The 12,973-nt window shown below is 73.7% G+C and carries 10 protein-coding genes and 1 pseudogene; 3 read left to right on the forward strand and 8 right to left on the reverse strand.

Translation table 11 applies throughout. The annotated features are described in order from the left end of the window. Both ACFC1T_RS27355 and ACFC1T_RS27360 read right to left on the reverse strand, forming a co-directional pair. Positions 1-897: pseudogene (locus tag ACFC1T_RS27355) on the reverse strand (hypothetical protein); the annotation flags it as partial. 63 nt (positions 898-960) lie between these two features. After that, complete coding sequence (locus ACFC1T_RS27360; protein ID WP_375892692.1) at positions 961-1,962, reverse strand: SMI1/KNR4 family protein; 1,002 nt, start codon at positions 1,960-1,962, stop codon at positions 961-963. A gap of 516 nt (positions 1,963-2,478) precedes the next feature. Here ACFC1T_RS27360 and ACFC1T_RS27365 point away from each other — a divergent pair. Continuing rightward, positions 2,479-2,940, forward strand: coding sequence for a YwqJ-related putative deaminase (locus ACFC1T_RS27365; RefSeq protein WP_375892694.1), 462 nt, complete (start codon positions 2,479-2,481; stop codon positions 2,938-2,940). An 83-nt stretch (positions 2,941-3,023) separates the two neighbouring features. After that, a complete protein-coding gene (locus ACFC1T_RS27370; RefSeq protein WP_375892820.1) occupies positions 3,024-3,626 on the forward strand; it encodes an SUKH-3 domain-containing protein in 603 nt (200 codons plus the stop codon). A gap of 15 nt (positions 3,627-3,641) precedes the next feature. On the opposite strand, the gene ACFC1T_RS27375 is transcribed toward ACFC1T_RS27370, so the two are convergent. Continuing rightward, complete coding sequence (locus ACFC1T_RS27375; RefSeq protein WP_375892695.1) at positions 3,642-4,937, reverse strand: sensor histidine kinase; 1,296 nt, start codon at positions 4,935-4,937, stop codon at positions 3,642-3,644. Between the two features lie 260 nt (positions 4,938-5,197). Here ACFC1T_RS27375 and ppc point away from each other — a divergent pair, with 260 nt between their 5' ends. After that, positions 5,198-8,008 carry a phosphoenolpyruvate carboxylase gene (gene ppc / locus ACFC1T_RS27380; RefSeq protein WP_375892697.1) on the forward strand — a complete coding sequence of 937 codons (2,811 nt, stop codon included), beginning with the start codon at positions 5,198-5,200 and terminating at the stop codon, positions 8,006-8,008. A gap of 67 nt (positions 8,009-8,075) precedes the next feature. Here the strand turns inward: ppc and ACFC1T_RS27385 are convergent, their stop codons facing one another. The 5 genes from ACFC1T_RS27385 to glmU form a co-directional block, all read right to left on the reverse strand. After that, a complete protein-coding gene (locus tag ACFC1T_RS27385) occupies positions 8,076-8,399 on the reverse strand; it encodes a hypothetical protein (RefSeq protein WP_375892699.1) in 324 nt (107 codons plus the stop codon). 154 nt (positions 8,400-8,553) lie between these two features. Continuing rightward, on the reverse strand, positions 8,554-9,132 hold the full coding sequence (gene pth / locus ACFC1T_RS27390) for an aminoacyl-tRNA hydrolase (protein ID WP_375892700.1): 579 nt from the start codon (positions 9,130-9,132) through the stop codon (positions 8,554-8,556). A 154-nt stretch (positions 9,133-9,286) separates the two neighbouring features. Next, a complete protein-coding gene (locus tag ACFC1T_RS27395) occupies positions 9,287-9,880 on the reverse strand; it encodes a 50S ribosomal protein L25/general stress protein Ctc (RefSeq protein WP_375892701.1) in 594 nt (197 codons plus the stop codon). A gap of 346 nt (positions 9,881-10,226) precedes the next feature. Continuing rightward, positions 10,227-11,204, reverse strand: coding sequence for a ribose-phosphate diphosphokinase (locus tag ACFC1T_RS27400; RefSeq protein WP_375892703.1), 978 nt, complete (start codon positions 11,202-11,204; stop codon positions 10,227-10,229). Between the two features lie 202 nt (positions 11,205-11,406). Further along, complete coding sequence (glmU, locus tag ACFC1T_RS27405) at positions 11,407-12,861, reverse strand: bifunctional UDP-N-acetylglucosamine diphosphorylase/glucosamine-1-phosphate N-acetyltransferase GlmU (protein WP_375892705.1); 1,455 nt, start codon at positions 12,859-12,861, stop codon at positions 11,407-11,409. Positions 12,862-12,973: the final 112 nt, after the last annotated feature.

Consider the following 12,973-nt stretch of genomic DNA (forward strand, 5'->3'; position numbering starts at 1 on the left):
GGCGGGCACCGGGACCGGAGCGGGCGGGGCGACGGGCGGCGCGGCCGGGGCCTGGGCCGGGGCCTGGGCGACCGGCGGCTGGGCACCGACCGGCGGCAGGCCGTGGCCGCCGCCCGGGGGCATCAGCATCGTCGCGGCCTCGGCCCCGGCCGGGGCGGGCGCCTCGGGCAGGTCCGAACCGGAGGTGCGCAGGCCCTCCGGCATCAGCACGGTCGCCGCCTCGGCCGCGACCGGCGCGACCGGCGCGGGCGGCGGCGTCGAGGCGCTCGGCGGCAGCGGGGCGGCGAACGGGTCCTCGCCGGGCGGCGGCGCGAGCATGGTCGGCGCGTCCCCGGCGGGCCGCGCGGAGACCGGCGGCTCGGTCAGCACGGCGGGCGCGACCGGTACGGGCGCGGGCGGCAGCGGTGCGGGCGGCACATCGGCAGGCGCGGGCGCGGCAGCCGGGGCCGGGGTCGGGGCCGGGGCCGCGGCACCCCCCAGCTTCTCGGCCTCCGCCGCGATCGCCGCCGCTCCCGCCTCCTGCAGCCACTGCGGCGGGCTGAGCAGGAAGGAGGTCGCCTCCACCGGCCCCGGTGCGGGCTTCGCCGCCCCGGCCGGGTTGGCCGCGACCGGCCGCCCGTACACCTCCTCGAACTGCCGGACCACCTCGTTGACGGGCAGCGCGGGCCACAGCGTGCTGGCGCCCGAGTCGCGGGCGATCACCAGCCGCGCCCCGCCCGCACCCGCCCCGCCGTCGGCACCGGCGGCGGGCCCGCCCGCCGTGTCCGCGGGCGAGACCGCCCAGCAGACGAAGCCGAGGTCGAACTCCCGGACCCGCACCTCGCGCTGCTGCCCGTGCGGCACCCCGCCGTTGACCCACTCCTCGGCGAGCTCCTGCGCCTGCGCGTACGTCACCACGCCCGGTTCACCCCTGTCCCCGTCGTCCCCACTCGTTCCCTCAACGCCGTTCCCGCGCTCACGTCAGTCCACCGGGACGGCCCGGGCGAACCCGCCGTCCACCATCAGCTCCGCGACCGTCTCCAGCTCCGGCGGGCTGCCGGCCAGCCGCAGCAGGAAGGCGTCGAAGTCGTCCCCGCAGGGCAGCAGCAGCCGGGCGCAGCGCTCCTCGGGGGCCTCCGGCCCGCCGGAGTCCCGGGCGTCGTCGTACAGGTGGAACCAGACCGAGCCGATCCGGTCGCCGCGCACCTTGAGCGCGATCAGGCCGCCCTGCGCGTAGGCGATGCCCAGGTAGTCCTTGGTGAGGTGGTCGCGCAGGCACTTGTTGGCGTAGACGACGTCCTCGGTGCCGTACTCCTCGGTGAGGGTGAGGAACGGCTGGTCGAGCAGCATGCCGAGCTCGGTGTCCAGCGCGACGCCGACCGGGCCGCGGCCGCCGCCGAGCTTGAGGAAGGTGCGGTAGGCGCCGGGCAGCTGGTAGCCGAGGCGCTCCTCGGCGCGCTGCACCAGGTCCTCGGGGACGCCGATCGGGTCGCCGCCGTCCTTGGCCAGCGAGAAGTGGACGGGCCGGCGCTCCTGCAGCGGGCGGGTGCCCCGGCGGGTGTGGTCAGCGGGCGAGGTGGCCAGGCCGCCGTGGTGGCGCAGCAGGGACTTGACCTCGACCGGGACGAGCTCCATCCGGCGCCAGCCGGGGGCGGCCCGGCCGACCGCGTGGTGCCAGGTCCAGCCGGGCGGGGTGGCCACCGCGGTCTCCAGGTCGGCCCAGAGCGGGTGGCCCTGGGTGAACAGGGCGGCGTTGGCCGAGACGTAGTCGGTCAGCCGCAGTTCGTCCACGCCGAAGCCCTGCGGCGGGTCGGCGACCTCGGCCGCCGCGGCGGCGTACGGACCGAAGTCCGGGTAGCCGGCCTCGTCCACCCGGACCCCGGCCGGGTGCCGCTCGGCACGGACCGGGTCCGGGAACTGCACCACCTGACCTGCGTACGCCGCGTTCGGTGCGGCGGTGACGCCGGGCCGACCTGTCGTCATCTGGGAGCCCCCACTGGCTGCTGCAAAATGCTCGGTGCGCTTGCTGGGCACCAGCCTATTGGGTCACCCGCCCGGCCGACCCCTCGCACCCAGGGCCCGCCGCAACACCTCCACGACCCCTACCTGCCGGGCCTGTGTGACTCGTCGCGGGCGCCGTGGCCGCCGATCGGCCGTACGGGGGCGGCGAGTTCGTCGTCGTCGGCGAGCACCGCCCCGGCGTCGCCGTTGCCACCGGGGCCCGCCCGGGGCTCGCTGCCGGAACCGTACCGGGCGGGGTCCGGACCGGGGGCGGTTTCGGTAAATCGACGGACAAGTCATGACGATGCTGTGCGGGTCCGGCCGGTGGGCGGCCAGGATGCGGGTGGGACGGGTGCCCGGCCGGCCGGTGGCCGTACGGGTGTTCGGTCCGCCCCGCACCCCGGTTGTGCGGTTGTCGGTACCGAATGACAGGCTTGCCCCGGGACCGACCGGAGCCAACGGGAACCGGACCGCCAGGAACGAGGAGGAGGACACCGCATGACCACCGGTGAGCCGGCGGGCCCGCCCGTGCTGCGCCACCACCGCGACAGCCTGCTGCCCGCCGTCGCCGCCGCGCTGTCGCCCAAGGGCGGCGAGGTGCACACCCTGGCGGGCGACAAGGACGACCGGCGCCCGGTCCTGCACCCGCTGGTCGGCGAGTTCCTGGACACCCTGCCGGTCGAGGCCCGCGAACGGTTCACCGGCCGCTGCCCGGAGGCCGTCCTGCTCTCCCAGTACCTGACCACGGTCGACGGGAAGCGCTCCAAGCGCGCCGCCCGCAAGCCGATGAGCCTGCAGGAAGCCCGCAAGGCGCTCAAGGGCTCCCGGATGACGACGCTCCGGATCCGCGAGGAAGGCGACCCGGCACACGGCACCCACGCCCCGCCGTGCCGCTCCTGCGCACCGATGCTGGAGCACTTCACGGTGCAGAGCGTCGCCGTCGGACCGCCGGCGCGCTGAGCGTCCGCACGCCGGACGCCCACGCCCGCCCGCCTCCCGTACGCCTCTCGTACGCCCCCTGTCCCCGAGCCCCGGAGCACGCCCTGAACCCGCCCAGCCCGCCCCCGCCCCCGCCGGCCACCCTCGCCCCGGGCACCCCGCCCCCGGCCGGCCCCACCGGGCGGACCCGCCCGCGCTTCCCCGCCGACGTCGCCGCCGAGCTCAAGGCGGCCGGCTGGCACCCCGGCCGCTGGCAGATCCGGCAGGCCGAGGAGTGGGCCGACGCCCTGGTCGGGCACGGCGGTCCCGGCGGCGTCCCGCACGCGGTGTTCCCGGCGGCCGTCGAGGCCTGGGCCGAGTTCGGCGGCCTCGCCTTCGACCTCTCCGGCCCCGGCCGCCAGTTGGCCCGCACCCCGTTCCTGATCGACCCGATGTGCGGGCTGCACCAGCCGCGCACCCTGTTCGACCTCGGCCGGGCCCTGGGCAGCCGGCTCGCCCCGCTCGGCGAGGAGGCCTACGGGCAGGCGCTGCTGGCCGTCGACGAGGAGGCCCGGGTCTACAGCCTGGACCACACCGGCGAGTGGTTCCTCGGCCACGGCATCGACCAGGCGATCAGCACCCTGGTCCTGGGCACCGCCCCGGAACGGCTGCGCACCGCCGAGGAGTACGGCCGCGCGTACGGCCAGGGCCCGTCCACGCCGGGCTGAGGCGCCTCCCGTGGATCAGGCCGGACCCGCGGCGCCCGGCCGGCCGAGCCGGTCCGCGCGGACGGCCAGCCGGGACGGCAGCACCGCCTCGACCCGGAAGCCGCCGTCCGCCTCCGGCCCGGAGGAGAAGGTGCCGCCCAGCGCGATCACCCGCTCCCGCATCCCGACCAGCCCGTTGCCCCCGCTGGGCAGCTGCGCCGCCCCCCGCTCCCCGCCCGGGCAGGCGTTCACCACGCTCACCCGCACCCCGTTCGGCGCGTACGCCAGCAGCACCGACACCTGCGCCCCGCCCGCGTGCTTGTGGGCGTTGGTCAGCCCCTCCTGGACGACCCGGTAGGCGGTCTGCTCGGCCTCGCCGGTGAACTCCTGCCGGCTGCCGCTGACGGTCAGCGTCACGGCCATCCCGGCCGCCCGGGACTGGTCGACCAGCCGGGGCAGCACGGCCAGCGAGTCCGGCTCCTGCGGCCGTTCGTCGTCCATCCGCAGCACACCGAGGATCTCGCGCAGCTCGTTCAGCGCCTGCCGGCCCACCTCGCCCATCAGCCTGGCGCTCTGCGCGGCCTTCTCCGGGTCCTTGACGGCTATTCGCTCCAGCGCCCCGGAGTGCACCACCATCAGCGAGACCCGGTGGGCGACCACGTCGTGCATCTCCCGGGCGATCCGGGTGCGCTCCTCCAACCGGGCCCGGCGGGCGCGCTCCTGGGCCTGCTCGGCGAGCAGGTCCAGTTCGGTCTCCAGGCCGTGCGCACGGTCCTTGAGCGACTCGATCAGCCGCCGCCGCGCCCCCACGTACAGTCCGGTCACCACCGGGGCGACGGTCAGTCCGACCGCGACCAGCAGCGACAGCACGACCAGGCCCCACAGCGGGGTCCGCTCCGCCGCGACCGAGTCGTCCGGGGTCATCAACTGGAGCGCCATCACGGCGCCGGCCTCGGCGAAGGCCAGCCCGGACAGCGCCACCACCCGGCGGCGCCGGGAGGGCCACTCCCAGGTCTCCGCCAGCGTGTACAGCGACACCACCAGCAGCAGCACGCCCAGCATCCCGGGCAGCACCAGCAGGGTCGCCACCACGGGCACGGCCGGCCACCGCCGGCGCACCACCAGCGAACCGCCGGCCAGCGTGCCGAGCAGGGCGATCCCGGCCATGCCGAGGACGCTCACGTGCATCCGGGCGGAGAGGAAGGCGATCGTGCTGGCCGAGCACTCGACCGCGGCGAGCAGCGCCAGCCCGACGTCGAGGAGGGCGCTGCGCCGCCGCTTCCACCACCAGAACGACCGGACCGGCACGCGCTCCCCAGGCGACTTGCTCATGCGTGACAGGTTAAGCGGCAACCCCCGCCCTTCCCCACCCGGATTGCCCGGCACACCCCCGACCCCCCTCAAGTGGTCCAGACCACAGGTGGTTTTCGGCAGCCCTGTCCGCCATCCGGCCACCTCGCGGACAGCGACCGCCCCGACACCTATGCTGGTCGCGTCGGACAGCGCGGTCCGCACGCGTCACACCCGCCACACTGCGCGTGGACCTGTGACGATGAGCCGTTGCCGAACCCCACCACCAGAGGGAGCCAGCCGTGACCGCTCCGGTCCCCACCCCGGCGGACAGCCCCACCGTCCTCGCCGCCGGCGCAGCCGAGGACAACTCGGCCCTGCGCGCGGACATCCGCCGCCTCGGCGACCTGCTCGGCGAGACGCTGGTCCGCCAGGAGGGCCCCCAGCTGCTGGGCCTGGTCGAACAGGTCCGCCTGCTCAGCCGCACCGACGGCGAGGCCACCGCCGAACTCCTCTCCGACATCGACCTGGACACGGCCGCCAAGCTGGTCCGGGCCTTCTCCACCTACTTCCACCTCGCCAACGTCACCGAACAGGTGCACCGCGGCCGGGAGTTCGCCACCCGCCGCGCCCGCGAGGGCTCGCTGCTGGCCCAGACCGCCGACCAGCTCGCCGAGGCCGACCCCAAGCACCTCCAGGACACCCTGGCCAACCTCGCGGTCCGCCCGGTCTTCACCGCCCACCCCACCGAGGCCGCCCGCCGCAGCGTGCTCAACAAGCTGCGCCGGATCGGCGAACTCCTCGACCGGATCCACCGCGAGGAGCTCAGCAACGGCCTGGCCGCCGCCGACCCGGCCCGCACCAGCAGCGCCAAGCGCTCCGCCGACCGCCGCCTCGCCGAGGTCATCGACCTGCTCTGGCAGACCGACGAACTGCGCATCGCCCGCCCCGAGCCCACCGACGAGGCCCGCAACGCCGTCTACTACCTGGACGAGCTCTACCGCGAGGCCGTCCCCGAGGTGCTGGAGGAACTGCACGAGGAGCTCGCCCGGGTCGGCCTCAACCTGCCCGACGGCGTGCGCCCGCTGACCTTCGGCACCTGGATCGGCGGCGACCGCGACGGCAACCCCAACGTCACCCCGCAGGTCACCTGGGACGTCCTCAACCTCCAGCACGAGTACGGCATCCAGGACGCCCTCGCCGCCATCGACGACCTGCGCAACACCCTCTCCACCTCCGAGCGGCTGGCCGGCGCCTCGGTCGAACTGCTCGCCTCGCTCAACACCGACCTGCACCGGCTCCCCGAACTCAGCCCCCGCTACAAGCGGATGAACGCCGAGGAGCCGTACCGCCTCAAGGCCACCTGCATCCGGCTCAAGCTGGAGAACACCCGCGAGCGGCTGGCCGGCGGCACCCCGCACGTCGAGGGCCGCGACTACGTCGGCACCCGCGAACTCGTCGCCGACCTGCGGCTGATCCAGGAGTCGCTGCGCGCCCACCGCGGCGAGCTGATCGCCGACGGCCGGCTGGCCCGCGCCATCCGCACCATCGAGGCCTTCGGCCTCCAGCTCGCCACCATGGACGTCCGCGAGCACGCCGAGGCCCACCACCACGCCCTCGGCCAGCTCTTCGACCGGCTCGGCGAGGAGGCCTGGCGCTACGCCGACATGCCCCGCGAGTACCGGCAGAAGCTGCTCGCCAAGGAGCTCCGCTCGCGCCGCCCGCTGGCCCCCACCCCGGCCCCGCTGGACGAGGCCGGCACCAAGACCCTCGGCGTCTTCAACACCATCCGCCAGGGCTTCGAGCGCTTCGGCGACGAGATCGTCGAGAGCTACATCATCTCGATGTGCCAGGGCGCCGACGACGTCTTCGCCGCCACCGTGCTGGCCCGCGAGGCCGGCCTGATCGACCTGCACGCCGGGATCGCCAAGATCGGCATCGTCCCGCTGCTGGAGACCACCGACGAACTCCAGCAGGCCGACCGCATCCTCGACGAGATGCTCTCCGACCCCTCCTACCGGCTGCTCGTCTCACTGCGCGGCGACATCCAGGAGGTCATGCTCGGCTACTCCGACTCCTCCAAGTTCGGCGGCATCACCACCTCCCAGTGGGAGATCCACCGCGCCCAGCGCCGACTGCGCGACGTCGCCCACCGCTACGGCATCCGGCTGCGCCTCTTCCACGGCCGCGGCGGCACCGTCGGCCGCGGCGGCGGCCCCTCCCACGAAGCCATCCTGGCCCAGCCCTGGGGCACCCTGGAGGGCGAGATCAAGGTCACCGAGCAGGGCGAGGTCATCTCCGACAAGTACCTGCTCCCCTCCCTCGCCCGGGAGAACCTGGAGCTGACCATCTCCGCCACCCTCGCCGCCTCCGCGCTGCACACCGCCCCGCGCCAGGCCCCCGAGGAACTGGCCCGCTGGGACGCCGCGATGGACCGGGTCTCCGAGGCCGCCCACACCTCCTACCGCGCCCTGGTCGACCAGGAGGACCTGCCGAAGTACTTCTTCGCCTCCACCCCGGTCGACCAGCTCGCCTCGCTGCACCTGGGCTCCCGCCCGTCCCGCCGCCCCGACTCCGGCGCCGGCCTGGACGGCCTGCGGGCCATCCCGTGGGTGTTCGGCTGGACCCAGTCCCGCCAGGTCGTCCCCGGCTGGTACGGCGTCGGCTCCGGCCTCGCCGCCGCCCGCGCGGCCGGCCTCGGCGACGTGCTGGACGAGATGCACGGCCAGTGGCACTTCTTCCGCAACTTCCTGTCCAACGTCGCCATGACGCTGGCCAAGACCGACCTGCGGATCGCCCGCCACTACGTCGAGCAGCTGGTGCCCGGCGAGCTGCGGCACATCTTCGACCAGATCGTCGCCGAGCACGACCTCACCCTGCGCGAGGTGCTGCGGCTCACCGGCGAGAACGAACTGCTGGAGCACAACCCGGTGTTGAAGCAGACCTTCACCGTCCGGGACGCCTACCTCGACCCGATCTCCTACCTCCAGGTCGCGCTGCTGCGCCGCCAGCGCGAGGAGGTCGCGACCGGCCGCCCGGAGGACCCGCTGCGCGCCCGCGCGCTGCTGCTCACCGTGAACGGCATCGCCGCCGGCCTGCGCAACACCGGCTGACGACCGGCCGAACGACGCAGGGCCGGTGTCCACGTCCCGTGGACACCGGCCCTGCGTACGTACGTTCCTACTCCGCGGGCTCGCCCGCGCGCCGGCGCTTGAGCCACAGGGCCGCCCCGCCGGCCACGACCACCAGGCCGCCGCCGACCGCCAGCAGCCCCGCGTCGGGGCCGACCGACTCGCCCAGCAGCGGGGCGAACTGCGCCGCCGCGGGCTCCGGCGTGATCGCCGGATCGGGCTCGGCCACCGGATCGGCGTGCGCCACCGCGCCGCTGGACAGCAGCATCCCGGCCGCCCCCAGGGCACCGGCGGTGCCGACCCGTCGTCCGAACTGCTTGAGCCGAACCACCCGGAGCCGCCGGAGTCGGCGGACCGGACGCAATCTGCGCATCGAGAACTCCCCAGGACCCGTTCGCGTACCGGGCCGACGCTATCCGATCCCGCACAGGGTTCTCACACGGATTCAGGTTTACCGGGCAAGCGTTGTACGACTGTTGTGTACCCGGCACACCGTGCGCATGACGTCACGTCAGACGCCGCCCGTTTCAGGAGTTGTACGTGCCCTGCGCCCGCTCCAGCCCCTCGGACAGCAGCGCCTCCACCGCGTCGGCCGAGCGGTCCACGAACCACTCCAGCTCCTTGCGCTCGGTCGAGGAGAAGTCCTTCAGCACGAAGTCGGCGACCTCCATCCGGCCCGGCGGCCGGCCGATCCCGCAGCGCACCCGGTGGTAGTCCGGGCCCAGCGACTTGGTGATCGACTTCAGCCCGTTGTGGCCGTTGTCCCCGCCGCCCAGCTTGAGCCGCAGCGCCGCGTAGTCGATGTCCAGCTCGTCGTGGACGGCGATCAGCGCCGAGGCGGGCACCTTGTAGAAGTCCCGCAGCGCCGTCACCGGCCCGCCGGAGAGGTTCATGAAGGACATCGGCTTGGCGAGCACCACCCGCTTGCCCGCCAACCGCCCCTCGGCCACCTGGGCCCGGCTCTTGTGCGCCTTGAACCTGGCACCCATCCGCTGCGCCAGCAGGTCGACCACCATGAAACCGATGTTGTGCCGGTTCCGGGCGTACTGCTCGCCCGGGTTGCCCAGCCCCACCACGAGCCAGGGCCCGTCGTACTCCTCCGCCATGTTTCCCTTCTCCCTCGCGCTCGACTCCGCGCTCGACTCCGCGCCCGACGCCGCGCTCGACGCCGTCATCCCGATCATCCTGGACGCACCGCTGCCCCGGCCGCTCCAGGGGAGCGACCGGGGCAGCGGTCGAAAGCTACGGGGTACCGGAGGCTCAGGCCTCGGTGCCCTCGGCCTCGGCGGCCTCGGCGTCGGCGTCGGCCTGCGAGGCCTGGGCGCCGATGACCTGCAGCACGACGGCGTCGGCGTCGACGGCCAGGGTGACGCCGGCCGGCAGGGCGATGTCCTTGGCGTGGATGGAGGCGCCGGCCTCCAGGCCCTCGACCGAGACGGTGACGGACTCGGGCAGGTGGGTGGCCTCGGCCTCGACCGGCAGCGCGTTGAGGACGTGCTCCAGCAGGTTGCCGCCCGGGGCCAGCTCGCCCTCGGTGTGGACCGGGATCTCGACGGTGACCTTCTCGCCGCGCTTGACCAGCAGCAGGTCGACGTGCTCGATGGTGCGCTTGATGGCCTCGCGCTGGACGGCCTTCGGCAGGACGTACTCGTCCTTGCCCTCGATCGGAACGACCAGCAGGGCGTTCGGGGTCTTGAGGGCCATCATCAGGTCGTGGCCGGGCAGGTTCAGGTGAACCGGGGCGTGGCCGTGGCCGTAGACGACACCGGGGACGAAGCCGGCGCGGCGGGCGCGACGGGCGGCACCCTTGCCGAACTCGGAACGGGTCTCAGCGGCAATGCGGATCTCGGACACGACTGCACTCCTCGTGAAGAATGGCGCGGGGGTGCAGGCAACGCGAAAAACCGCCGGGACCACACCCTCAGTACGTTCGGGGGTCACTCGGCGGCAACGACTTCTGCCGACGGACGGAATCCGTTACGGCAGCGCGTCGATCACGGAGTCGGTGTCCGTCGAGCGGGCACACGACATCCCTCGCCGAGCAGTTTCACGAGTCTAACCGCACCGGCCCGCTGCGACGAAATCGGGCCCCCGGCCGACGCCCCCGCCGAACCCGGCGCCCCCCGCCGAACCGGCAGCGGCCCCGAACCGGCGGCGGCCCCGGACCGGGGTGGTCCGGGGCCGCCTGCGCGGGGCTTCGTCAGTGCACGCCCTCGAAGAGGCTGGTGACCGAGCCCTCCTCGAAGACCTCGCGGATCGCGGCGGCGATCGACGGGGCGATGGACAGCGTGGTGATCTTGTCCAGCTGGAGCTCGGCCGGGGTGGGCAGCGTGTTGGTGAACACGAACTCGCTGACCCGGGAGTTCTTGAGCCGGTCCGCGGCCGGGCCGGAGAGCACGCCGTGGGTGGCGGCCACCAGGACGTCCGCGGCGCCGTTCTCGAACAGCGCGTCGGCGGCGGCGCAGATGGTGCCGGCGGTGTCGATCATGTCGTCGACCAGGACGCAGACCCGGCCGTCGACGTCACCGACCACGTCGGCCGACAGGATGGTGTTGGCCTGGGTGATGTCGCGGCGCTTGTGGATGATCGCCAGCGGGGCGTCCAGCCGGTCGCACCACTGGTCGGCCACCTTGACCCGGCCGGCGTCCGGCGAGACGACGGTCAGCTTGGAGCGGTCCACCTTCTCGCCGATGTAGTCGGCCAGCAGCGGCAGCGCGAACAGGTGGTCCACCGGGCCGTCGAAGAAGCCCTGGATCTGCGCGGTGTGCAGGTCGACGGCCATCAGGCGGTCGGCACCGGCCTGGCGGAGCAGGTCGGCGACCAGACGGGCCGAGATGGGCTCGCGGCCGAGGTGCTTCTTGTCCTGGCGGGCGTACCCGTAGAACGGCAGGATCGCGGTGATGCTCTTGGCGGAGGCCCGCTTGAGAGCATCGATCATGATCAGCTGTTCCATGATCCACTGGTTGATGGGAGCCGTGTGGCTCTGCATCACGAAGCAGTCCGCGCCACGCGCCGACTCCAGGAAGCGGACGTAGATCTCGCCGTTGGCGAAGTCCAGGGCCTTGGTCGGGACCAGCTCGGTCCCCAGCGCCTCGGCAACCTCCCTCGCCAGCTCCGGGTGGGCACGGCCGGAGAAGAGCTTGAGCTTCTTCTCACCCGACGTCGTGATCCCGCTCACTGCACCGTCTCCTCGTGTTGCGGACGCTGAACCCCGCTCCCGAGGAGGGCAGGCGCAGCCCGCACTCACGAGGGGATCGGGGAATGTCGGTACGCCTGGACACGGGCGGTAAGCCCAGTGGCGCACGTATGTCCCCCAGGTTACGCGCCCGCGCAGAAACCGTCCGCCCCGGGGACCGGCCGACCGGTCCCCGGTGGGCGCGTCAGACCTCGGCCGCGCCGTCGGTCGCGGCCCGCGCGGCCTGCGCGGACACCGTGCCCGGGCGCTTGCGCTCCACCCAGCCCTCGATGTTGCGCTGCTGCGCGCGGTTCACGCCGAGTGCGCCGGGCGGAACGTCGGTGGTGATCACCGAGCCCGCGCCGGTGTAAGCGCCGTCACCGACGGTCACCGGGGCGATGAACATGTTGTCCGAGCCGGTGCGGCAGTGCGCCCCGATGACGGTGCGGTGCTTCTTCACCCCGTCGTAGTTCACGGTGACCGAGGCCGCGCCGACGTTGGTGCCCTCGCCGATCGTGGCGTCGCCGATGTAGGAGAGGTGCGGCACCTTGGCGCCCTCGCCCAGCTCGGAGTTCTTGACCTCGACGTAGGTGCCGACCTTCGCCTTGCGGGCCAGCTTCGCCCCCGGCCGCAGGTAGGCGTACGGGCCGGTGGAGGCGAGCTCGCCGATCTCGGCGCGGTCGGCCGTGGTGTTGCTCACACGGGCGCCGGCGCCGACCAGGGTGTCCCGGAGGGTGGAGTTCGGGCCCACCTCGCAGTCCTCGCCCAGGTGGGTCGCGCCCTGCAGCTGGGTGTTCGGCAGCACCACGGCGTCCGGCTCGTACGTCACCTGGACGTCCATCCAGGTGCTGGCCGGGTCGACCACGGTGACGCCCGCGCGCATCGCCCGCTCCAGCAGGCGGTCGTTCAGCAGCCGGCGGGCCTGCGCGAGCTGGACCCGGTCGTTGATGCCCAGGATGTCCCGGTGGTCCTCGGCGACCACGGCGCCGACCCGGTGCCCGGCCTCGCGCAGGATCTCCAGGGTGTCGGTCAGGTACTCCTCGCCCTGCGAGTTGTCGGTGGTCAGCTCGGCCAGCGCCTCGGTGAGCAGCTTGGCGTCGAAGGCGAACACGCCCGAGTTGATCTCGGCGATGGCGCGCTGGGTGTCGCTGGCGTCCCGCTCCTCGACGATCGCGGCGACGGTGCCGTCCTCGTCGCGCAGGATGCGGCCGTAGCCGAAGGGCTCGGGGACGACGGCGGTCAGCACGGTGACGCCGTTCTGCTGGGCCTCGTGCGAGCGGGCCAGCCGGCGCAGGGTGTCCCCGGTGAGCAGCGGCGAGTCCCCGGCGGTGACGATCACGGTGCCGTCCAGCGTCACGCCGTCGGCGGCCAGCGACTCCAGCGCGGTGCGGACCGCGTGGCCGGTGCCGTTCTGCTCCTCCTGAACGACCGGGCGCACGGCCGGGTAGTGCGTCGCCAGGTGCTCCTCGACCTGCTCGCGCTGGTGGCCGACCACCACGACGAGCTGCCCCGGCGTCAGTTCCCCGGCCGCCGAAACCGCGTGACCCACCAGCGAGCGCCCGCACACCTCGTGCAGCACCTTGGGCACCTTGTTCGACTTCATCCGGGTCCCACCACCGGCGGCGAGCACGACAACGGCGGCAAGCGAATTGGCACCCATGCGGGGAGGCTCCTCATTAGGTTCAAAGAGAGGGCAGAGCAGGCCAGAACGCGGTCCGCACATGTGCTCTGGCAGTTCGAGGATAGTGCGGGGCGGCGAGCCGAAACGCCAG

This window comes from Kitasatospora sp. NPDC056076 (assembly GCF_042266305.1).
In the GTDB taxonomy this organism is placed as follows: Bacteria; Actinomycetota; Actinomycetes; order Streptomycetales; family Streptomycetaceae; genus Kitasatospora.